This window comes from uncultured Enterovirga sp. (assembly GCF_964242715.1).
Taxonomy (GTDB): Bacteria; Pseudomonadota; Alphaproteobacteria; order Rhizobiales; family Beijerinckiaceae; genus Enterovirga.
The window spans coordinates 64484-87950 of sequence record NZ_CAXTAZ010000003.1; the positions used below are offsets into that span (position 1 = coordinate 64484).

Annotated in this window: 10 protein-coding genes; 8 read left to right on the forward strand and 2 right to left on the reverse strand. The window is 67.6% G+C overall.

Annotated features, from left to right (window positions below; translation table 11 throughout):
- The first annotated feature begins 5 nt into the window (after nt 1-5).
- The 7 genes from treZ (at nt 6) to ACFE87_RS02730 (ending at nt 18191) form a co-directional block, all read left to right on the forward strand.
- A complete protein-coding gene (gene treZ / locus ACFE87_RS02700) occupies nt 6-1814 on the forward strand; it encodes a malto-oligosyltrehalose trehalohydrolase (RefSeq protein WP_375458068.1) in 1809 nt (602 codons plus the stop codon).
- On the forward strand, nt 1811-6700 hold the full coding sequence (locus tag ACFE87_RS02705) for a malto-oligosyltrehalose synthase (RefSeq protein ID WP_375458069.1): 4890 nt from the start codon (nt 1811-1813) through the stop codon (nt 6698-6700). The genes treZ and ACFE87_RS02705 overlap by 4 nt, the downstream gene beginning before the upstream one ends.
- Nucleotides 6697-10098 carry a maltotransferase domain-containing protein gene (locus tag ACFE87_RS02710; protein ID WP_375458070.1) on the forward strand — a complete coding sequence of 1134 codons (3402 nt, stop codon included), beginning with the start codon at nt 6697-6699 and terminating at the stop codon, nt 10096-10098. The genes ACFE87_RS02705 and ACFE87_RS02710 overlap by 4 nt, the downstream gene beginning before the upstream one ends.
- A 95-nt stretch (nt 10099-10193) precedes the next feature.
- On the forward strand, nt 10194-13460 hold the full coding sequence (gene treS / locus ACFE87_RS02715) for a maltose alpha-D-glucosyltransferase (RefSeq protein ID WP_375458071.1): 3267 nt from the start codon (nt 10194-10196) through the stop codon (nt 13458-13460).
- Nucleotides 13457-15751, forward strand: a complete 2295-nt coding sequence (glgB, locus tag ACFE87_RS02720) for a 1,4-alpha-glucan branching protein GlgB (protein WP_375458072.1) — start codon at nt 13457-13459, stop codon at nt 15749-15751. The genes treS and glgB overlap by 4 nt, the downstream gene beginning before the upstream one ends.
- An 18-nt stretch (nt 15752-15769) precedes the next feature.
- The gene (locus tag ACFE87_RS02725; protein ID WP_375458073.1) at nt 15770-16582 is read left to right on the forward strand and encodes an SDR family oxidoreductase; all 813 of its coding nucleotides are present in this window, start codon (nt 15770-15772) and stop codon (nt 16580-16582) included.
- Nucleotides 16583-16739: 157 nt separating this feature from the next.
- On the forward strand, nt 16740-18191 hold the full coding sequence (locus ACFE87_RS02730) for an MFS transporter (protein WP_375458074.1): 1452 nt from the start codon (nt 16740-16742) through the stop codon (nt 18189-18191).
- A 233-nt stretch (nt 18192-18424) separates the two neighbouring features.
- On the opposite strand, the gene acnA is transcribed toward ACFE87_RS02730, so the two are convergent.
- Nucleotides 18425-21130 carry an aconitate hydratase AcnA gene (gene acnA / locus ACFE87_RS02735; RefSeq protein ID WP_375458075.1) on the reverse strand — a complete coding sequence of 902 codons (2706 nt, stop codon included), beginning with the start codon at nt 21128-21130 and terminating at the stop codon, nt 18425-18427.
- 379 nt (nt 21131-21509) lie between these two features.
- On the opposite strand from acnA, the gene ACFE87_RS02740 reads away from it, so the two are divergent.
- Nucleotides 21510-22583 carry an alpha/beta fold hydrolase gene (locus ACFE87_RS02740; protein WP_375458076.1) on the forward strand — a complete coding sequence of 358 codons (1074 nt, stop codon included), beginning with the start codon at nt 21510-21512 and terminating at the stop codon, nt 22581-22583.
- Nucleotides 22584-22662: 79 nt separating this feature from the next.
- Here ACFE87_RS02740 and ACFE87_RS02745 read toward each other — a convergent pair whose 3' ends face one another.
- Nucleotides 22663-23409 carry a uracil-DNA glycosylase gene (locus tag ACFE87_RS02745; protein ID WP_375458077.1) on the reverse strand — a complete coding sequence of 249 codons (747 nt, stop codon included), beginning with the start codon at nt 23407-23409 and terminating at the stop codon, nt 22663-22665.
- Nucleotides 23410-23467: the final 58 nt, after the last annotated feature.

The following is a 23467-nucleotide window of genomic DNA, read 5'->3' on the forward strand; positions in this document are numbered from 1 at the left end:
GGCGCATGCAGCATCGGCACGTCATCCCATTCGGCGCGGAAATCGTTGAGCCGGGAGTCCGGTTTGCCTTGTGGGCACCTAGTGCCGAGAACGTCTCCCTCGTCCTGGACGGCGCGGACCATCCGATGCCGAAGGCCGAAGGGGGCTGGCGGCGGACCACCGTCGCCGAAGCCCGCGCAGGTTCGCTCTATTCCTACCGAATCGGCGACCAGCTCGTGCCGGATCCGGCCTCGCGCTACCAGCCGCAGGACGTGAAAGGGCCGAGCGCCGTCGTCGATCCCGGCGCCTATCGCTGGTCCGACGAGGCCTGGCGCGGCCGCCCCTGGGAAGAGGCGGTCATCTACGAGGTCCATGTCGGCACGGCGACGCCGGAGGGCACCTTCGCGGCCCTGGCCGACAAGCTGCCCGACCTCGTCGCCCTCGGCATCACGGCGGTCGAATTGATGCCGCTGAACGAGTTCCAGGGCCGGCGGAACTGGGGCTATGACGGCGTCCTGCCCTACGCGCCCGACTCGAGTTACGGCAGTCCCGACGACCTGAAGGCGCTCGTCGACCGGGCGCACGGGCTTGGCCTGATGATGTTCCTGGACGTGGTCTACAACCACTTCGGGCCGGTCGGGAATTACCTGCATTCCTATGCGGCCAGCTTCTTCACCGAGCGGCATTCGACGCCCTGGGGCGCCGGACTGAATGTCGACGGCGACGATGGCGGGCCCGTCCGCGACTTCTTCGTCGAGAACGCCGTCTACTGGGTGCGTGAATTCCGCTTCGACGGCCTTCGTTTCGATGCCGTCCACGCCATCCTGGACGACGGCGACCGCCACATCATCGCGGAACTCGCGGAGCGGACGCGCGAGGCCGCGCCGAACCGGCAGATCCACCTGATTCTGGAAAACGAGCATAACGAGCCGGGCTGGCTCGCGCGCGACGAGCGAGGCCGGCCCCTTCTGCACACGGCGCAGTGGAACGACGACATCCACCATTGCTGGCACACGCTGATCACCGGTGAGTCCGAGGCCTATTACGCCGACTTCGCCGACGACCCGGTCGGCCGGCTGCGGCGTTGCCTCTCGGAGGGCTTCGCCTACCAGGGCGATGTGTCAAAACACGGCGGTAAGCCGCGCGGGGCGTCGTCAGGACATCTGCCCCCTTCGGCTTTCGTGGCCTTTCTCCAGAACCACGACCAGATCGGCAACAGGGCCATGGGCGACCGGCTCACGGGTCCGGCCGAGCATATGAGTCTCGCCCGGGCCGGCCTTCTCCTCACGCCGCAGATCCCGATGCTGTTCATGGGCGAGGAATGGGCGGCCTCGACCGCATTCCAGTTCTTCGTCGACTTCTCGGACGATCCCGACCTGTCGAATGCCGTCCGTGACGGCCGCCGCCGCGAGTTCCGGCATTTTGCCGCCTTCAGCGACCCGGTCAATGCTGAGAAGATCCCGGACCCGACCCTGGAGGAGACCTTCCGGCGATCGACGCTGGATTATGCCGAGCGCGCCCGGCAGCCACATTCCGGCGTGCTGGAGGAGTTTCGCACGCTCCTGCGTATCCGGCGCGACACGATCGTGCCGCTGACCTCGAGCCCTTACCTCGGCGCGTCGAGCCGCATTCCGCAGGACGGAGTCGTCGATGTGGTTTGGCGCTATGTAAGCGGTATTCTGCGGTTCGTCGGGAATTTCGGACAGACCGATTTGACGCTCGACAGCGGGGAGATCGGGCGCGTGCTCTGGCATTCGCCGGCAACGCATGACGCGGCCGGACGCGTGACCCTTCCGCCCTGGTCGGGACTCGTGTCGCTCGGAGATCACCGATGAGTTTCGAGGACGCGACCGGCCGGCTGGCCGACATCGCGGGGATCCCTTCAAGCTATATCGACGCGCGTGGACAGCCGGTCGCGATCGACATCGAGCGGCGCCGCGGCATCCTCGGTCATCTCGGGTTTCCGGCCTCCACCGAAGCGGAGGTGGCGGATAGTCTCGCCCGCATCGAGGCGATCCGGGCCGGCCTCCTCCCACCCACCCTGGTCGTCGACGCCGGACGCGCGACCGACATCCCGCTTCGCGATCCGACCGCGGATGTCGCAAGCTGGAAGCTGACCGATGAAAGCGGCCGCACGCGCGAAGGCCGCGGCGCCGTCATGTCTGGCCCCGGCCGCCACGCGCTTCGCTGCCCCGCCCTGCCGGCCGGCTATTATCACCTCACCGTCGAAATGGGCCGCGAGCGCCGCGAGGCGACCGTCATCGCTGCCCCGAACAGGTGCTGGCAACCCGCATGGATGCGGGACGGGGCTCGGGCCTGGGGTCTCGCCGCCCAGATCTACGGCTTCCGCTCGGCCGGAAATCTCGGCATCGGCAGCTATGCCGACGTGAAGGAGGCCGCCCTCGGTGCGGCCCCGCTCGGCGCTTCGTTCCTCGGCCTCTCGCCGGTCCATGCGCTCTTCGCCTCCGACCGGTCCAAGACCTCCCCCTACTCGCCGTCCTCGCGCCTCTTCCTCGAAGCCATCCATATCGACCCGGCCTCGATCCCCGGCTTCCGGGGCAGCGAGGCAGAACGTCTCCTCGCCGAGCCCGACCGGGTCGGTCGGATAAGGGTCCTGCGCGAGGCAGCCCTCACCGACGTGCCGGTCGTCTGGGCGGAGCTCTCGGCCGTGCTCGAGTCGCTGTGGAGCGAGCGCCGTGATCTTTACGCCGGCGACCTGGCAGCCTTCCGGCGCGAGATGGGGGCCCCGCTCGAGGCCCACGCCACCTTCGAGGCCTTGTCCGAACATTTCCGGCAGGCGGGCCGGTCGTGGTCCGGCGATTGGCCGGAGCCTTACCGGGACAGCGGTTCGGCCGAGATCCGCCGTTTCGCGCGGGACCATGCCGACCGCGTCGCCTTTCACGCCTGGCTGCAGCAGGTCGCCGACACCCAGCTCGGCGACGCCGCCGAGAGCGCGCTCGGGGCCGGCATGTCGGTCGGGCTCTACCGGGACCTCGCGGTCGGGTCGGATCGGGGCGGATCGGAACTCTGGTCGGATCCCGACCGGTTCGGCCAGAGCCTGTCGATCGGGGCCCCGCCCGATCTCCTCGCCCCTCAAGGCCAGGATTGGGGCCTGCCGCCCCTGAACCCGATCGCCCTCGAGACGAGCGGCCTCGCGGCGTTCCGCGCCCTCGTCCAGGCGAATATGCGCCACGCGGGAGCGATCCGGATCGATCACGCCTTCCAGCTGCAGCGCCTCTACCTGATCCCGGTCGGCGAGGGCGGATCGGCCGGCGCCTATGTGGAATACCCGTTCGAGGCGATGCTGGCCGTCCTGCGGCTCGAAAGCCATCGGGCCAAGGCACTGGTGATCGCCGAGGATCTCGGGACGGGCCCGGAAGGCTTCTCCGATGCGATCATGCGGTCGGGTGTCCTCAGCTACCGGGTCCTCGCCTTCGAACGGACCGAGGGGCTCGGCTTCAAGCGCCCGGAGGATTATCCGCGCGACGCCATGACGGTCGTGACCACGCACGACCTGCCGACCTTCGCAGGCTGGTGGCGCGGTCTCGACACCGAACTTCGCATGACGCTCGGGGTCTACGATCCGGAACGGGCCGAGACGGAGCGGAACGAACGCATCGTCGAGCGTGAACGGCTGACACAGGCCCTTGCCGCCGAAGGCCTGCTACCGTCCGGGCAGCCGCCCGAAGCGGCCCCGACCGAGGCCGTGTTCCGCTATCTCGCCCGGACGCCGTCGGCCCTGAACGCGATCCAGTACGAGGACGTGCTCGGCGCCTTGAACCAGCCGAACATGCCGGGCACGACCCAGGGCCACCCAAACTGGCGCCGCAAGCTGGAAGAGGACCTCTCTTACGTGAACGCGCCGGGCGGGCCGTTGGCCAAGCTCGCCTCCGCGATCTCGGCCGAGGGCCGCGGACCCCGGGCTGCCACGATGCCGCTCGCCGCCCCTCCGCCGCGCGCCACCTATCGGTTCCAGTTCCACGAAGGCTTCACCTTCGATCAGGCGCTCGCGGCGGTGCCCTATCTGAAGCGGCTCGGCATCAGCCACGTCTACGCCTCGCCGATCCACCGCGCCCGGCCGAAATCCACGCATGGCTACGACATCGTCGACCATGGCGCGATCAATCCGGAGCTCGGCGGCGAGGACGCCTTCTACCGGCTCTCCGACGAACTCCGGCGGCACGGACTCGGGCTGATCCTAGACATCGTCCCGAACCACATGGGCGTCGGCGGAGCCGATAACGGCCTCTGGCTCTCGGTGCTGGAATGGGGCGCCCTGTCGCCCTATGCGCGCACCTTCGACATCGATTGGGAGCGGCTCGGCGCGGGCGGCAAGCTCGTCGTGCCCGTGCTCGGCGATCGCTATGGCGAGGCGCTGGAGAATGGCGACCTGCGGCTCGCCTTCGACGCCGCCGAGGGCTCGTTCAGCGTCCATCACCACGAGCACCGCCTGCCGCTCTCGCCGCCCTCCTACCCGCTGATCCTCGACCGGGCGCTCGCGGCGCTGGACGCGCTCGAAGGCCATGCCGAGCTGATCGCCGTCTCCGACCGGCTCCGCTCCATGTCGGACGAGTCGCTGCCGGAACGCCGGGCCTCCTTCCCGGAGGAAGGGGAGGCGCTCAAGAAGCGGCTCGCCGCCGCGGTGGCCGGTTCCCCCGAACTGACCCGGGCGATGACCCGTGCGGTCGCCGTCGTGAACGGCGTCCCGGGCCTGGCCGAGAGTTTTGGCACGCTGCACCGCATCCTCGAGATGCAGAGCTACCGGCCCGCGCATTGGCGAGTGGCGGCGAGCGACATCAATTACCGTCGCTTCTTCGACATCAACAGCCTAGCCGGCATCCGGGTCGAGGATCCCGTCGTCTTCCAGCAGACGCATGAACTCGTCTTCCGGCTCGTGCGCGAGGGCCGTATCCAGGGGCTCCGCATCGACCATGTCGATGGGCTCGCGGATCCGGAAGGGTATCTGAAGGCTCTCCAGGGCGCGGTCGGCCCGGGCTTCTACATTCTCGTCGAGAAGATCCTGGAGCCGGGCGAGCCTCTCCGGCCATGGCCGATCTCCGGCACGACGGGCTACGATGTCCTGAACCTCATCGACGGCGTCCTGGTCGACACGCGCCAGGGGGACCGGTTCGAGGATATCTACCGGGCCTTCTCGGGGATCGAGGGCCGCTATTTCGACCTCCTGAGGGCGGCCAAGGCCGAAATCCTGCAATCCTCCTTCGCGAGCGAACTCGAGGTCCTGCTCTCCGACCTGAAGCGGATCGCGGATGGCGACCGCCGCACCCGCGACTACACGATGTACGGCATGCGGGTCGCCCTGACCGAGATCATCGCCCGCTTCCCGGTCTATCGCTCGTACCTCACCGAGGCCGAGCCTTCGCCGGACGACGTCGCCCTGATCAAGGCGACCGTGGATTCGGCGAAGCGCCATTCCACCCTTCCGGACCGGTCGGTGCATGACTTCGCAGCCGATGCGCTGCTCGGCCGGATCGAGACCACGGGGGCGGGCCGGCCGGCGGCGGACCACGTCGCCCGCTTCCGGCGCCGCTTCCAGCAGCTGACCGGTCCCGTGATGGCGAAGAGCCTCGAGGATACGCTGTTCTACCGTTTCGGCCGCCTGATCTCGCTGAACGAGGTCGGCGGCGATCCCGCCGAATTCGGCATCACGGTGGAGCATTTCCACCAGGCCAATGCGGAACGGGCGCGGGCGTGGCCCGACGCCATGATCGCGACCGCGACGCACGACACGAAACGCGGCGAGGATGCCCGCGGGCGCCTCGCCGCGCTGTCCGAGATCCCGGACGAATGGGAAGCTGCGCTCGCGCAATGGCGCGAACTGGCCAAGCCGCATCTCGCGACGGTGGAAGGCGCTGCGGCGCCGGACGCGAACGACCAGTATATCCTGTTCCAGTCGCTGCTCGGCTCCTGGCCGATGGAGCTCCTCGATCAGGATGATGAGGCCGAGCTCGCCTCGTGGCGCGAGCGCCTGCACGGCTATGCCGAGAAGGCGCTCCGTGAGGCCAAGCGGCATACGAGCTGGGTCAACAACGATGCCGCCTACGAAGGGGCGGAGCGGGCCCTCGTCGACGCCCTGCTCCAGCCCGGCTCCGCCTTCCTGGAGGCCATCCGCCCTCTCGCCCGGCGGCTGGCCGAGGCCGGGATGCGGAACGGTCTCGCCCGCACCGTGCTGAAGGCGACCCTGCCGGGCGTGCCGGACATCTACCAGGGCACGGCCTTCTGGGACCTCTCGCTCGTCGACCCGGACAACCGCCGGCCCGTCGACTATGCCTCCCAGACGGCCGCGCTCGATGCGGGCGGCGCGCCGCCCGACCTGCTGCAGCATTGGCGGGACGGGCGGGTGAAGCAGAGCGTGCTGGCCGTCCTGCTCGCGGATCGGGAGGCGACGCCGGGCTTGTATGCCGACGGCGATTACCGGCCGATGACCGCGTCCGGCCCGGCGGCCGCGAGCCTCGTCATCTTCGCTCGCCAGGGTGCCGGGGAGGAGTTGATCGCCGTCGTGAGCCGTCTTCCGGCCGGGCTCGCCCAGGCAAGTACCGCCTCCGAGCAGGACGATGTGTGGCACGCGACTACCATCCCGGTCCCCGTCGGAACGTGGCGGGACCTGCTGACCGATCGTCGCCTGGATGCCGGACAGGACGGCTTCCAGGTCTCGGAGCTTTTCGCAGCCCTGCCGGTTGCGGTCCTGAGGAGAACGGCATGAAGGCGCGAGCCCCGAAAAAGCCCCAGCCGGTGGAGCTTGAGGCCGCAATCCCCCCGGCCCGGCAGGCGCCCGTCGCGAATGTGGCGCCCGTCTCGACAGGGCCGCGCATCTACAACCTGTTCCCGCTCCTCGTCGGCACGGTCTCGGCCTGGACCGCCGAGTTGCCCCGCATCGCCGCGATGGGGTTCGACTGGGTCTATGTGAACCCGTTCCACGAGGCCGGCTTCTCGGGTAGCCTCTACGCCACCAAGGACCCGGCGAAGCTCGATCCGCGCTTCCGCGACCCGGACGGCGGCTCCGACGACGCGCAGGTGCGGGTCTTCGTCGCGGCTGCGCGGGGACTCGGCCTGCGCATCATGAGCGACCTCGTCGTCAATCATGCCTCCAAGGACGCCTTGCTGGCCGGGGAACGGCCAGACGCGTTTCTCCGCAACATGTGGGGCGAACTGGAGAGCCCCTTCGCCGTCGATCCGGACGACCCCTCGAAGCGCACCGTCTGGGGTGACCTCGCCGAGTTCGACTACGTGACCCCTGCGGCTCGCGACTTCCTGGTCGAATACTGGAATGCCTACATGGCCCGCATGCAGGGGCTCGGCATCGCCGGATTTCGCTGCGACGCCGCCTACAAGGTCCCGCCGGAGGTATGGGGGCGGCTGATCGCCGAGGCCAAGGCGCGCGATCCAGGCGTCCTCTTCGCGGCGGAGACGCTCGGCTGCTCCGACGAGGAGGCTGTCGCGACCGCGAGGGCTGGTTTCGACTATCTGTTCAACTCCTTCGCCTGGTGGGATTTCAAGGCGCCCTGGGCGCTTGCGAATTACGAAAAGCTCCGCCTTCTCGCGCCCTCGATCGCCTTCCCGGAAAACCACGACATGGACCGGGTGGCGGCCGGTTTCGACGCGGGCTCGACCGCCCGCGCCGAGCGGGCGCTCGCGATGCGCTACGCCATCTCGGCCTTTTTCTCCGCCGGCGTCTTGATGCCGATCGGCTACGAATGGGGCGCCCGCCGCAAGCTGCATGTGGTCGAGACGACGCCCGCGGACCGGGAGCACGACACCGGCATCGACATCTCGGAGCGGATCGCCGCGATCAATCGGCTGAAGGCGGAACTCGCGCCTGCCAATGTCGAAGGGGCGGCCGCGAAGCTCTCGGCCACGGATGCGCCCTACCTGGCGCTCCTCCGGAGCGATGCCGGCCATGTCGAGGGCGCGTCCTCGGCCATCCTGTTCCTGGCCAATCCGGGCGATGTGGCGGTAACGATCGAACCGGCCGACATCCTGCCCCGGACCGGCGGCCTATTCGGACTCTTCGTCGACCGCACCCCGGGCGAGGTGCCGGTCGTCTTCTCGCCCGGCAATCCCGTGATGCTGGCGCCTGGCGAGGTCCGGATCCTGACCTCCGAAAGGACCATCCCTGCGATATACGCCGAAACGGCGCCGGACGGCGCCGGGCGGGTGATCATCGAGACGGTGTGGCCCGAGATCGATGCGGGCGAAACCCCGATCAAGCGCGTCGTCGGCGACGTGGTCGAGGTCTGGGCCGACATCTTCTCCGACGGTCACGACAAGATCGCGGCCGAAATCCTCTATCGTCCGATGGACGAGCCCGAGTGGCGGCGCGCGCCGATGCGCTTTGTCGACAACGACCGCTGGCGGGGCTCCTTCGCGCTCGACCGGAATGCCCGCTACGTCTTCACGATCGAGGGCTGGCGCGATCCCTTCGCATCCTGGCACCACGAGATCGAGGCGAAGCGCGCGGCCGGCGTCGACGTGCGGCTCGAGACGATCGAGGGCCTGCGCATCGCCGAGGGCGCCGCCGAGAACGCGGCCGGGACCGTCGACGGCGACCATCTCGGCTCCCTGCTGGAGAAGCTGCGGGCGGCCGGCGACGGCTCGGCCGACCAGCTGGCCCTCATCCTCGACCATGCCAACGAGGTGCTGATCGCGCGCCACGCGGAACGGGCCAACCTGTCGCGCTATCCGCGCGAGCTCGGCGTGATCGCCGATCGGCTCGCGGCCCGGTTTTCGGCCTGGTACGAACTGTTTCCGCGCTCGACGAGCCACGACGAGAGCCGCCACGGCACCTTCGACGACGTCATCGCGCACCTGCCCTATGTGCGCGACATGGGCTTCGACGTCCTGTATTTCCCGCCGATCCACCCGATCGGGCTCCGCAATCGCAAGGGCAAGAACAACTCGCTCACGGCCGAACCCGGTGATGTCGGGTCGGTCTACGCCATCGGCGACGAGACCGGCGGGCACGACGCGGTCCATCCCGATCTCGGCGGGATCGAGGGCTTCCGCCGGATGGTCACGGCCGCGCATGCTCATGGCCTCGAGATCGCCCTTGATTTCGCGGTGCAATGCTCTCCGGACCATCCCTGGATCAAGCAGCATCCGGAATGGTTCGAATATCGCCCCGACGGGACGATGAAATATGCGGAGAACCCTCCGAAGAAATACGAGGACATCTACAACGTCACCTTCTACGGCCAGTCGAAGCCGTCGCTCTGGTACGCGCTCCGCGACGCCATCCTGTTCTGGTGCGAGGAGAAGGTCCGGATCTTCCGGGTCGACAACCCTCACACGAAGCCGCTGCCGTTCTGGCAATGGCTGATCGCGGAGGTGAACGGCCGCTACCCCGACGCCATCTTCCTGGCCGAGGCCTTCACCCGCCCGAAGATGATGCGGAAGCTCGCCAAGATCGGCTTCCAGCAGAGCTACACCTACTTCACGTGGCGCGACACCAAGGCCGAGCTGACCGAGTACATGACGGAACTCGCCCATTCGCCGATGGGGGAATATTACCGGCCGAACTTCTTCGCCAATACGCCGGACATCAATCCGATCTACCTGCAGACGAGCGGACCGGCCGGTTTCGTCGTCCGCGCCACCCTCGCTGCCACGCTCTCCTCCGTCTACGGCATCTATAGCGGCTTCGAACTTGCCGAGGCCGGGCTCTACCGCAAGGAGGAATATCTCGACTCGGAGAAGTACCAGATCCGGGCCTGGGATTTCGACCGGCCCGGCAACATCCGGCCGCATATCACCCGGCTGAACCGGATTCGTCGCGACAATCCGGCCCTCTGGGACTTCCGCAATATCACTTTCGTCAATGCCTGGAATGACAACATCCTGGCCTATCTGCGGATGACCGAGGCCAAGGACAACGCGCTCCTCATCCTCGTCAATCTCGACCCGAAGAACCGGCAGGAATGCACCTACGAGGTGCCGCTCTGGGAGTTCGGCCTTCCCGACGACGGCTCGATCGAGGTCGAAGACCTCTTGGGCAAAGGCGACCGGTTCACCCTTCGTGGCAAGTCGCACCGCATCGCGCTCGATCCGGCCGAACGCCCCGTCGTGATCTGGCGCCTGGTGCCGCCACGGGATAGGTCTCTTTGACCGTCGGCCACTGCGCCGCGCTCCTTCTCCCTTGCGGAGAAGGAGAACCTCGCGTCAGCGAGGGATCGCCCGCCTTATTCTTACGCTGAGCTCAGATGATCGACCGCACAGACCCGCAATGGTACCGCGACGCCCTGATCTATCAGGTTCACGTCAAATCGTTCTTCGATTCCAACAATGACGGGGTCGGCGATTTTGCCGGTGTGACGGCCAAGCTCGATTATATCCGCGATCTCGGCGTAACCGCGATCTGGCTGATGCCGTTCTATCCGTCGCCGCTGCGGGACGACGGCTACGACATCCAGGAATACCTGGACATCAACCCGTCCTACGGAACGCTCGACGATTTCCGGGTCTTCGTCGAGGCCGCGCATGAGCGCGGCATCCGGGTGATCACCGAACTCGTCATCAATCACACGTCCGACCAGCATCCCTGGTTCCAGCGCGCCCGCAACGCGCCGAAAGGCTCGCCGGAGCGGGACTTCTACGTCTGGTCCGACACGAACGAACTTTATGGCGACACCCGCATCATCTTCCTCGATACCGAGGCGTCAAACTGGACCTGGGATCCGGTGGCCGGCCAGTATTTCTGGCACCGCTTCTATTCGCACCAGCCCGATCTCAACTTCGACAACCCGGCCGTGCTCGAGGCCGTTCTCGACGCGATGCGCTACTGGCTCGACATGGGGGTCGATGGGCTCCGGCTCGACGCGATCCCGTACCTGATCGAGCGCGACGGCACGAATTGCGAGAACCTCCCCGAGACGCACGAGGTCATCAAGAAGATCCGGGCGGCGCTCGACGCCCGCTATCCCGACAAGATGCTGCTGGCCGAGGCTAACCAATGGCCGGAGGAAACCGCGCCCTATTTCGGCGACGGCGACGAATGCCACCTCTCCTTCCACTTCCCGCTGATGCCGCGCATGTACATGGCGCTGGCGCAGGAGGACCGGCACCCGATCACCGACATCATGCGGCAGACCCCCGAAATCCCGGACGGCTGCCAATGGGCGATCTTCCTGCGCAATCACGACGAGCTGACGCTCGAGATGGTGACCGACAAGGAGCGCGACTATCTCTGGACCTTCTACGCCGCGGATCGGCGGGCCCGCATCAATCTCGGCATCCGGCGCCGCCTCGCGCCGCTCCTCGAGAATGATCGCCGCAAGATCGAGCTTTTGAATTCGCTGCTCTTCTCCATGCCGGGCACGCCCGTCATGTATTACGGCGACGAGATCGGGATGGGCGACAACATCTATCTCGGCGATCGCGACGGCGTCCGCACCCCGATGCAATGGTCGCCGGACCGCAACGGCGGCTTTTCCCGCTGCGACCCGGCGCGCCTGTTCCTGCCGACGATCCAGGACCCGATCTACGGCTTCGACGCGGTCAACGTGGAGAGTCAGTCGCGCACGCCGGCCTCGCTCTACAACTGGATGCGCCGACTGATCGCGGTGCGGCGCGGCAGCCGGGCTTTCGGCCGCGGCACGCTGCGCTTCCTGTATCCGTCGAATCGCAAGGTTCTCGCCTATCTGCGCGAGTTCGATGGCGAGACGATCCTGTGCGTCGTCAACGTCTCGCGCGCGCCGCAGGCGGTCGAGCTCGACCTGCAGGAATTCGCGGGCGCGACCCCGGTCGAGATGTCCGGCAATACCGCCTTCCCACGGATCGGCGAGTTGCCCTACCTCCTCACGCTCGCGGCCTACGGCTTCTTCTGGTTCCAGCTCTCGAAGAGCGACGCCCAGCAGGGCGGCCTGCCCGCGATCCAGCCGGAGCTGTTCACGCTGGTCCTGACCAAGGGGCTCGGATCACTGCTGGAGGGTCGCGAACGCGAGGCCGTCGAGCGCACCATCCTGCCGAATTACATCACGACCCGGCGCTGGTTCGGCGCCAAGGGAGGCCGCGTCCAGGCGGTCCGGCTCCTCGATTACGCCGTGATGGCGAACCGGGCCGGCCAGGAAAGCTTCCTGCTGCCATCCTTCCGGGTGGAGTTGCGCTCGGGCGAGCACCAGACCTATTCGATGCCGCTCGCCTTCGAGGAAGGCGAGAGCGACGCGAACCTGCCCTACGCGGTGGCCCGCGTCCGGCAGGGCCGCCGCACGGGGCTCGCCTTCGGTGCGGCCTCCTCGCCCGATTTCACGCTGACCGCACTCGATGCCATCCGGGATGGCCGCGAGGTCCGTACGGTCGGCGGCGGCCGGCTCGTCTTCGAATCGACGTCGGGTTTCGACCGGGAGATGTCGGTCGAAGCGGGTGACGTGAAGCGCCTGTCAGGAGAGCAATCGAATACCTCGATCCAGATCGGCGAGGCGATGGTCCTCAAGATCTATCGCCGCCTGCAATCCGGCATCCATCCCGAGGTCGAGGTCGGCCGCTTCCTGACCGAGGTCGCGGGCTTCGCCAATACGCCGGCGACCCTCGGCACGATCGAATATCTCGACCCGCAAGGCCGCCACGTGGCCCTCGGCATCCTGCAAAGCTTCGTGCGCAACCAGGGCGACGCCTGGCGCCTCACGCTCGATCGGCTGGCGCGAGAACTCGACACGCTCGCCCTCTCGCCTCCGGCGGAGGACGAGGATGCGCTGGCGGAGGCGACCGCGTCCTACCTCCGTTACGCCGAGACGCTCGGCCGGCGGACGGGCGAGATGCATGTCGCGTTCGCGACCCCGACCGAGGATGCGGCCTTCGCGGCGGAGCCGATGACCCTGGACGACATCGTCGTCTCCGCGACGGACGCTCGCGAACAGGCCTCGCGCGCCTTTGCGGCCCTCTCTGCACTTCGCGATCTCGCGCCGCCCGCCTCCGACCTCGTGCAATCGCTGGTCGCGCGCCAGGCCGAATGCCTCGCTGCCATCGAAAGCCTCTCCAACGCGCCGATCGGCGCGATCAAGACGCGCGTCCATGGCGACTACCATCTCGGACAGGTGCTGATCGCGCAGGACGACGTGATGATCGTCGATTTCGAGGGCGAGCCATCACGTCCGGCCGAGGAGCGGCGCCAGAAGACGTCGCCCCTGCGCGACGTCGCCGGCATGCTGCGCTCCTTCGCCTATGCGGCCGACCACGCCGCCCGCGACGTGGCCGGGCGCCTGCCGGAATCCGCCGGACGGGTCACCGAGCTTGCGCGCGAGTGGCTGGCCCTCGTCGAGACGAGTTATCTCCAGGCCTACGAGGGGGCGACTGCGGGCAGCCCCGTCTGGGTCGCGGACGACGAATCCCGCCGCGCGCTGCTCCGCCTCTATCTGCTGTCGAAGGCACTCTACGAAGTGAATTACGAAGCCAACAATCGTCCCGACTGGATCGAGACGCCGGTCAGGGGCGTCCTGTCGCTCCTCGACGACGACCAGGGAGCGTCGGCATGAGCAAGGCACCCGAGATCCGCGCGAGCGCCGACGCGACCGCGGCCGTCGGTCCGAAGGGGCCCGCCGTGAAGGGCAAAGGCAGCGCGCGCAGCGTCTCCTCTGCCGTCCAGGTCGATCCCGGTGCCGTGGCAGCCATCGTCGAGGCGCGGCACGGCAACCCCTTCGCGGTGCTCGGGCCACACGAGACCGGCGGCGGCATGTACGAGATCCGGGCGATGCTGCCCGGCGCGGAAGCGGTGTCGGTCCTGGTCGATGGCAAAAGCGAGCCCGTCGCCACGACGCGCCTTCATCCGGACGGCTTCTTCGTCGGCCGCGTCGCGTCCGAGACCCGTCCCGGCTACCGCCTCCGAATCACCTGGCCTGGGGCCGTCCAGGAAACCGCCGACCCCTACAGCTACGGGCCGATCCCGGGTTTCGAGGCGATGTCGGCGATCGGCGAGGTGGGTTCCGACCACGTGCAGCGGCTGCTGGGAGCCCATCCTGTGACGCTGGCCGGCGTCACCGGCATCAACTTCGCCGTCTGGGCGCCCAATGCCAAGCGGGCGAGCGTCATCGGCGGTTTCAACGGCTGGGACGGCCGCCGCCATCCGATGCGGCTCCGCCACGATGGCGGGGTGTGGGAATTGTTCGTCCCGGATGTTCAACCGGGCACGCCCTACAAGTTCGAATTCATCGGCGCGGACGGCTCGCGGCTCGAAAAAGCCGACCCGGTCGCCTTCTACGCCGAGAAGCCGCCGGCGCAGGCCTCGGTCGTCCATGTCGCGGAAGATCATCGCTGGTCCGACGGGGCGTGGATGGAGGCTCGAGGCAAGGGCGATGCCCGCCACAAGCCGGTGATGGTCTACGAGGTCCATCTCGGCTCCTGGGGCCGGGTGCCCGAGGAGGGCGACCGCTATCTCACCTATCGGGAACTGGGCGAACGGCTGATCCCCTACGTGAAGGACCTCGGCTTCACGCATATCGAGCTCCTGCCCATCACCGAATTCCCGTTCGACGGGTCCTGGGGCTACCAGCCGGTCTCGCTCTTCGCCCCGACGAGCCGCTTCGGGACGCCCGAGGATTTCATCGCTTTCGTCGAGACGGCGCATGCGGCCGGCATCGGCGTCATCCTGGACTGGGTGCCGGGCCATTTCCCGAACGACGCCCATGGCCTGGGCCTCTTCGACGGGACGCATCTCTACGAGCATGCCGACCCGCGCCAGGGTTTCCACCAGGATTGGGGCACCTACATCTACAATTTCGGGCGCCAGGAGGTGACGGCCTTCCTGGTCGCGAATGCCCGCTTCTGGCTCGAGCGCTACCATCTCGACGGGCTGCGCGTGGATGCGGTCGCCTCCATGCTCTACCTCGACTATTCGCGGAAGCACGGCGAATGGGTGCCGAACCGCTACGGCGGCAACGAGAATATCGAGGCGATCGATTTCCTGCGCCGCATGAACGAGACGGTCTACGCGGCCGACCCGGGCGTCATGACGATCGCCGAGGAATCGACCTCATGGCCCGGCGTGTCGCACCCGACCTACCGGGGCGGGCTCGGCTTCGGCTTCAAGTGGAACATGGGCTGGATGCACGACACGCTCCTCTACATGTCCAAGGAGCCGGTGCATCGCCGCTACCATCACCACCACCTGACCTTCGGGATGCTCTACGCCTTCTCGGAGAACTTCATGCTGCCGCTGTCGCATGACGAGGTGGTGCACGGGAAAGGCTCGCTCATCGGCAAGATGCCGGGCGACATCTGGCAGCGTTTCGCGAATCTCCGAGCCTATTACGGCTTCATGTGGGGCCACCCCGGCAAGAAGCTCCTCTTCATGGGCGGGGAGATCGCGCAGGAACGCGAGTGGAACCACGACAGGAGCCTCGACTGGCACCTGCTCGAAGACGGCTTCCACCGCGGCGTCCAATCGCTCGTCCGCGACCTGAACCGCGCAGTCCACGCCGTGCCGGCCCTCTACGAGCGCGACACGGAGGCCGCGGGCTTCCAGTGGCTCGTGGCGGACGACGCCGAGAACTCCGTCATCGCCTGGCTTCGGCGCGGGCAGGATCCCGACCGGATCGCGATCGTGGTGTCGAATTTCACCCCGCTGCCGCGCGAAGGCTATCGGGTCGGGGTGCCGCTTCCGGGCTTCTACCGCGAGGTCGTCAACACCGACTCGAGCGCCTATGGCGGCTCGGGCATGGGCAATCTCGGCGGGCTCGCGACCGAGGAGGCCGAGAGCCACGGCCACCCGCACGCGCTCCGCCTGACGCTGCCGCCGCTCTCGACGATCATCCTGGAACGGCAGGTCTAGAAGGGAGGACGTTCACCGATGCCCGCACCTCTTCTCGACCTCACCGGCCAGGTCGCCGTCGTGACCGGCGCTTCCTCCGGCATCGGGGCCGCGACCGCGAAGGCCCTCGGCGCCGCCGGTGCCAAGGTGGTCGTGAACTACCATTCCGACGAGGCTGGTGGGCAAAAGGTGGTCGACGCGATCCGGGAGGCGGGCGGCGAGGCGATCGCCGTCGGTGCCAATGTCGCGCACGAGGACCGAGCGATCCACCTGATCGAGGCAGCCCGGGAGGCGTTCGGGACCGTCCACATCCTGGTCGCAAATGCCGGGCTCCAGCGCGATGCCCCCGCGACCGAGATGACGCTCGACCAGTGGAACACGGTGATCGGCGTGAACCTCACCGGCCAGTTCCTGTGCTGCCGCGAGGCGATCAAGGAATTCCTCCGCCGCGGCCCACAGCCGGACGTGAGCCGGTCAACCGGCAAGATCATCTGCATGTCCTCGGTCCACGAGAAGATCATGTGGGGCGGACACGTCAATTACGCGGCCTCGAAGGGCGGCGTGATGCTGATGATGCAGACGCTCGCCCAGGAATTCGCCGATCGGAAGATCCGGGTCAATTCGATCGCACCGGGTGCCATCCGGACACCGATCAACAAAGAGGCCTGGGAAACGCCTGAGGCGCTGGAGAAGCTCCTGAAGCTGATTCCCTACGGCCGCATCGGCGAGACCGAGGACATCGCCAACATGGCGGTCTTCCTGGCCTCCGACCTTTCGGACTACGTCACCGGCGCGTCGCTCTTCGTGGACGGCGGCATGACGCTCTATCCGGGGTTCCAGGACAACGGGTGATGTTGCAGCCCGTAGGCGAGCTATCTTTGTCGACAACCCTCGTCATCCTGAGGAGGCCGGCATGGCCGGCCGTCTCGAAGGACGCACCACGTGTCCGTGCGTCCTTCGAGACGGCGCTTTGCGCCTCCCCAGCATGACGCCGTCGGAGGTGTAGGACGTGCCCGCTCCAAGCGCCCCCTCGGCAACCGCCCCCTCGATCGTCGAAACCGACATCCCGGCCCGGCTCGACCGGCTGCCCTGGAACCGCTTCCACACGCTCGTCATCGCGGCGCTCGGGATCACCTGGATCCTGGACGGGCTCGAGGTGACGCTCGCCGGCGCGATCTCGGGGGCCTTGAAGGCGAGCCCGACGCTCCAGTTCACGAACACCGATATCGGCCTTGCCGGCACCGCCTACCTGCTCGGGGCCGTGCTGGGTGCGCTCGGCTTCGGCTGGCTCACCGATCGCTGGGGGCGCAAGAAGCTCTTCTTCATCACGCTCGCGGTCTACCTGGTGGCGACCTTCGCGACCGCCTTCTCCTGGAATCTGTGGAGCTTCTGCCTGTTCCGCTTCCTCACCGGCGCGGGAATCGGGGGCGAATACACGGCCATCAACTCGACCATCCAGGAATTCGTCCCGGCCAAGTACCGGGGCCGCACCGACCTCATCGTCAACGGCTCCTTCTGGATCGGGGCGGCGCTCGGAGCCGGCGGATCGGTCGTGCTGCTCGATCCCGCCGTGCTCAGCCCCGACTACGGCTGGCGCATGTGCTTCGTCATCGGCTCCGCGCTGGGACTCGGTATCCTGCTCCTCCGGACCTGGGTGCCGGAGAGCCCGCGCTGGCTCGTCACGCACGGACGCGGGCCGGAGGGCGACGCGATCGCCCGCCAGATCGAGAGTCACGGCGCCCGCCACGACCCGGCACCGCTTCCGAAGCTCCGGCTTCACGTCCGCACGCATACGCCGCTGCGCGAGGTTTTCCACGCGCTCTTTCGCGTGCATCGTCAGCGGGCGCTCGTCGGCCTGGCACTGATGAGCGCGCAGGCTTTCTTCTACAATGCCGTCTTCTTCACCTATGCGCTCGTCCTGACCGACTTCTACGGCGTCGGGGCGGACAAGATCGGCCTCTACATCCTGCCCTTCGCGGCCGGGAATTTCCTGGGCCCGGTCGTGCTCGGGCCCTTCTTCGACACGGTCGGACGCCGGCCGATGATCGCCGGAACCTACATCGTCTCCGGGATCCTCCTCGCCGGCTCAGGCTGGCTGTTCCAGCAGGAGATGCTGTCGGCGACGGGCCAGACGATCGCCTGGATGGTCGTGTTTTTCGTCGCCTCCGCGGCAGCGAGTTCGGCTTATCTCACGGTCGGCGAGACCTTTCCGCTCGAAGTTCGCGCCCTCGCGATCGCCGTCTTCTATGCCGTCGGGACCGGGATCGGTGGCGCGGCCGGCCCGATCCTGTTCGGCGCCCTCGTGGACACGGGATCGCGCACCAGCGTCTTCGCCGGCTACCTGTTCGGATCGGCCCTCATGATCGGGGCCGGAATCGTGCAGGCGATCTGGGGCGTGGCCAGCGAGGGTCGCTCGCTCGAGGACATCGCGACCCCGCTCTCGGCCGCCACGACACCCTGACGAAAAAGGGCCGCGCATGAGCGCGGCCCAAGTCTAGGGAGGAAACGCCCAAGGAGGGCAGCGATGCACGCTACCGCGCCGCATCACATGGGTACGAGACTATGCTGCGGCGCATTCAGCGCAAGTCGCGACTGCCTACCTTCGCGGCAAATTCTGCGCGAATAATTCTGCAATGACGCGTTTCCACGCAGCACGGCGGGCTCACAACAAACGAGCCCCGCCATGCGAGGACACTAGGCAGCGAGCTGGCGCAGCACGTATTGCAGGATGCCGCCGTTGCGGAAGTATTCGAGCTCGTCCAGCGTATCGATGCGGCAGACGAGCGGGATCTCCTTCACGCTCCCGTCGGCCGCCCGCACCTCGAGCGTCATCTTCTTGCGCGGGGTGAGCCCGTCGGCGATGCCTTTCAGCGACACTGTCTCGTCCCCCTTGATGCCGAGCGAGGCCCAGGAATCCTCGCCCTGGAAGACGAGTGGCATCACGCCCATCCCGACGAGATTCGAGCGGTGGATGCGCTCGAAGCTCTCGGCGATCACGGCCCGGACGCCGAGCAGGTTCGTGCCCTTCGCGGCCCAGTCGCGCGACGAGCCGGTGCCGTATTCCTTGCCGGCCAGGACGACGAGCGGCACGCCTTCCTCCTTGTAGCGCATGGCGGCGTCATAGATCGGCATCTGCTCGCCGCCGGGCTGGTGGATCGTGTAGCCGCCTTCGACCACGTTGCCGGACGCGTCCCGGACCATCTGGTTCTTGATGCGGATATTGGCGAAGGTGCCCCGCATCATCACCTCGTGGTTGCCGCGCCGCGTGCCGTATTGGTTGAAGTCGGCGACCCGGACCTGGTGCGACTGCAGATACTTGCCGGCCGGCGAGGAGGCCCGGATGTTGCCGGCCGGCGAGATGTGGTCGGTCGTGATCGAATCCTGGAACAGGCCGAGAATGCGGGCGTCGACGACATCCGTCAGCGGCTTCGGATCCTTGCCCATCCCCTCGAAATAGGGCGGGTTCTGGATGTAGGTCGAGCCGATCGACCATTCGTAGGTGAGGCCGGTCGAGACCGGCACCTCGCGCCAATGGGCGTCGCCGGAGAAGACGTCGCTATAGCGCGACTTGAACAGCTCGGCCGTGATGGTGCGCTCGATGAAGGACTGGATCTCCGCCGCCGACGGCCAGATATCCTTCAGGTAGACGGGCTGCCCGTCGCTGCCGGTGCCGAGCGGCTCCGTCGCGAGGTCGATCTGGAGCGAACCGGCGAGCGCATAGGCGACGACGAGCGGCGGCGAGGCGAGGTAGTTCGCCCGCACGTCCGGGTTCACGCGGCCCTCGAAGTTGCGGTTGCCCGAGATCACGGCGCCGGCCACGAGGTCGTTGTCGTTGATCGCCTTCGAGATCGGCTCGGGCAGCGGCCCGGAGTTGCCGATGCAGGTCGTGCAGCCGAAACCGACGAGGTTGAATCCAAGCGTGTCCAGGCAATCCTGAAGGCCGGCCTTTTCGAAATATTCCTCGACCACCTGCGATCCCGGCGCGAGCGAGGTCTTCACCCAAGGCTTCGAGCGCAGACCCTTTCGGACCGCGTTCCGGGCCAGCAACCCGGCCCCGATCATCACGGACGGGTTCGAGGTATTGGTGCAGGACGTGATCGCCGCGATGACGACGTCGCCGTGGCCGAGGTCGTAATTGGCGCCTTCGACCTTGAAGCGCTGGGAGAGCTTGCCTTCCTTGCGGAACTCGCCGTCCATGGACTTGGCGAATTCCTTCTTGACGTGGTCGAGCTCGACCCGGTCCTGAGGCCGTTTCGGGCCGGCCATCGACGGCACGACCGTGTCGAGATCGAGTTCGAGCATGTCCGTGAAGACGGGGTCGGGCATGTCGTCGTCGCGCCACATGCCCTGCGTCTTGGCGTAGGCTTCGACGAGCGCGCAGCGCTCCTCGGTACGGCCCGTCGTGCGCAGGAACGCGATCGTCTTCTCGTCGATCGGGAAGAAGCCGCAGGTGGCGCCGTATTCCGGCGCCATGTTGCCGATCGTCGCCCGGTCCGCCACCGAGAGGTCGGCGAGGCCCGTGCCGAAGAACTCGACGAACTTGCCGACGACGCCCTTCCGGCGAAGCATCTGGGTCACCGTGAGCACGAGGTCGGTCGCCGTCATGCCTTCGCGCAGCCTGCCGGTCAGCTTGAAGCCGATGACCTCGGGGATCAGCATCGAGACCGGCTGGCCCAGCATCGCGGCCTCGGCCTCGATGCCGCCCACGCCCCAGCCGAGGACGGCGAGCCCGTTCACCATCGTGGTGTGGCTGTCGGTGCCGACGAGCGTATCAGGATAGGCGAGTTCGGCGGCGCCCGATTCGACCCGCTTCGACCACACCGTCTGCGACAGGAACTCGAGATTGACCTGGTGGCAGATGCCGGTGCCGGGGGGCACGACCGAGAAATTCTCGAAGCCGACCTGGCCCCATTTCAGGAACTTGTAGCGCTCGATGTTGCGCTCGTATTCGAGCTCGACATTCTTGGCGAAGGCCTGAGGGGTACCGAACTCGTCCACGATGACGGAATGGTCGATGACGAGGTCGACCGGGATCAACGGGTTGATGCGGCGCGGATCCCCGCCGAGCGCCTTCATGGCGTCCCGCATGGCCGCGAGGTCGACCACCGCCGGCACGCCGGTGAAATCCTGCATCAGCACCCGGGCAGGCCGGAAGGCGATCTCGATCTCCTCCTTGCCGCGATTCTCGAGCCACGCCTTCATGGCGGAGATGTCGGCCTTCTTGACCGTCCGGCCATCCTCGAAGCGGAGCAGGTTTTCGAGCAGCACCTTCATCGAGAAGGGCAGCCGCTCGATGCCGTCGAGGCCGTTCTGCGCGGCCCGGGCGAGAGAGTAGATGGTGTAGGTTCGGGCGCCGACGGTCAGGATTTCGCGGGCGTCGAAGGAATTGATCTCGGGCATGGGGCGGTCCTCGCTTTTCGCGTTGCGAACACGCGCAGCCGGGCTGCGCTGATGGGGTGTTCGGCCGTATGCGCTGATCAGCGCGCGCCGCCCGGGGGTGCCCGAACCGAGGAGCGCGCGGGAAGCGGATAGAACGCTCGGGCGCGCGGCGCAGCCACGGACTGTCTAGCGCATGTCGCAGCCGCCCGCCACCGTGTCTGGACCGATTCCGAACTGGACGATGGTCGTCCGAAAAGTGCGGAACCGTCCGAGGTCGGAACGAAGTCGGCCGAACCCGGTTCGAATATTGCGCTGCAACATGATCGGTTCGGCTGAAACCCGATGGCGCCCCAGAAAGCGAAATCGCTCGATGACCTCACGTCGCTCCAGGGCGCGCCTCATGAAGGCCCGCCCATCCGCATCTCCCGCCGCCTCGGCCCAGGCCGCCGTCACCTCGGCCCGAGGGGCTGCCAGCTCCGCCCAGGCTTTCTTCGGTGCGCGGCCTTATCTGGCTGCCTCCGCGGTCGCGGCCGCAGCTCTTGCCGTCTCGGCGCTCGTCAATCATCGGCTGGCGAAGAAGGCGGAGCGCGACAACCCGCCGACCGGGCGTTTCCTCGTAGTGGACGGCGTTCGGCTGCATTACGTCGAACAGGGAGAAGGCGAACCGCTGGTCCTGCTGCATGGCAATGGCAGCATGATCCAGGATTTCGAGACGAGCGGTCTCGTCGCCATGGCGGCGACGCGATACCGGGTCATCGCCTTCGACCGTCCCGGTTACGGTCACAGCGAACGGCCACGCTCAACGATCTGGACGCCGCAGGCGCAGGCGCGGCTGATCCGCGAGGCCCTGGTTCAGCTCGACGTGAGGCGCGCGACCATCCTCGGACATTCCTGGGGGGCGTCCGTCGCGATGTCGCTCGCGCTCGATCATCCCGAACTCGTCGGCGGCCTCGTCCTCGCCTCGGGCTATTATTACCCGACCGTGCGGGCGGACGTCGTGATGCTGTCCGGGCCGGCCATTCCGGGATTCGGCGACGTGATCCGCTACACGATCTCGCCGATCCTCTCGCGGCTGATGTGGCCGCTCTTCCTCGCCAAGATCTTCGGGCCGGCCAGTGTCCCGGCCAAGTTCGGCGGCTTTCCGAAAGAGATGGCCTTCCGGCCCTCACAGATCCGGGCGAGCGCGGCCGAATCGGCCCTGATGGTCCCGAATGCCTGGTCCGAACATGATCGATACGGCGAACTCGCGATGCCGGTCGCCATCGTGGCCGGCGAGGAGGACCGGCTGATCGACATCGACCACCAGTCGGCGAGGCTTCACCGCGATGTCCCGCACAGCAGTTTTCACCACGTCCGGGGGGTGGGCCACATGGTCCACCAGAACGCCACCAAGGTGGTAATGGCGGCGATCGACGAGGTGGCCGGATCGGAGAAGCCGAAGACGAAAGCCCGAACGCTTCGCAAAGCCGCCTGAGCGGCGGACCGGCCGGGAGGCCCGGACGGCAGCCTCTCGGCTCTCGAACTCGGCCGGTCACTCGCAATTCGGTCGGGCCTCAGCGGGGCTCCTTCGCCAGCGACGAAGCCCAATGTACCGGCTCCATGCCGCGGCCCACGAGCCACGCATTGGCCCGGGAAAAGGGCCGCGAGCCCGGAAAATCGCGCGCCCGGTTGAGCGGCGATGGATGGCCGCTCTCGATCACGAGGTGCCTGTCCGCGTCGATCAGCGCGGCGCGGCTTCGGGCGCTTGCCCCCCACAGCAGGAAGGCCACCGCCGGGCGCCGGGCGGACACGGCCGCCACGACCTCGTCTGCAAGGGCGGCCCAGCCGAGTTTCAGATGCGCGCCGGGGGCGCCGACCAGGGTGGTCAGCGCGGTGTTGAGGAGGAGCACGCCCTCGCGCGCCCAGCCCGTCAGGTCGCCGGTCGGCGGCACCGGGCAGCCCTGGTCGGCGGCGAGTTCGGCCAGGACCACGCGGAGCGAGGGCGGCATCGCGCGTGCGCCGACAAAGGAGAAGGCGAGCCCATGCGCGTCTCCCCGCCTCGGATAGGGGTCCTGGCCGAGGATCACGGCCCTCACGGTGTCGAGAGGCGTGAGTGAGAGCGCGCGGAAGATGTGGTCCGGCCGCGGCGCCAGATCGGCGCCGGATGCGACCGCCGCGTCCAGCGCGGCCGCGATCCGGTCGGCCTCTCCCGCTTTAAAGAAGGGCAGACTGCACCAGCCCTCCGCGCCGGCATCTTCCCGCAGCCGGGCGAGCGCGGTCGCAACCGGGCGCTCGGAGAGGGGTTCGGACGGTCCGGACATGCGGTTTGCTGGCGCGACGGCGTTGCCCGGTCAAGGCGGCGCGGCAACGCCGTCGCTG

Coding starts and splice junctions, on each gene's coding strand:
- treZ (WP_375458068.1), top strand. CDS start 6: ATGCAGCATCGGCACGTCATCCCATTCGGCGCGGAAATCGTTGAGCCG.
- ACFE87_RS02705 (WP_375458069.1), top strand. CDS start 1,811: ATGAGTTTCGAGGACGCGACCGGCCGGCTGGCCGACATCGCGGGGATC.
- ACFE87_RS02710 (WP_375458070.1), top strand. CDS start 6,697: ATGAAGGCGCGAGCCCCGAAAAAGCCCCAGCCGGTGGAGCTTGAGGCC.
- treS (WP_375458071.1), top strand. CDS start 10,194: ATGATCGACCGCACAGACCCGCAATGGTACCGCGACGCCCTGATCTAT.
- glgB (WP_375458072.1), top strand. CDS start 13,457: ATGAGCAAGGCACCCGAGATCCGCGCGAGCGCCGACGCGACCGCGGCC.
- ACFE87_RS02725 (WP_375458073.1), top strand. CDS start 15,770: ATGCCCGCACCTCTTCTCGACCTCACCGGCCAGGTCGCCGTCGTGACC.
- acnA (WP_375458075.1), bottom strand. CDS start 21,130: ATGCCCGAGATCAATTCCTTCGACGCCCGCGAAATCCTGACCGTCGGC.
- ACFE87_RS02740 (WP_375458076.1), top strand. CDS start 21,510: ATGAAGGCCCGCCCATCCGCATCTCCCGCCGCCTCGGCCCAGGCCGCC.
- ACFE87_RS02745 (WP_375458077.1), bottom strand. CDS start 23,409: ATGTCCGGACCGTCCGAACCCCTCTCCGAGCGCCCGGTTGCGACCGCG.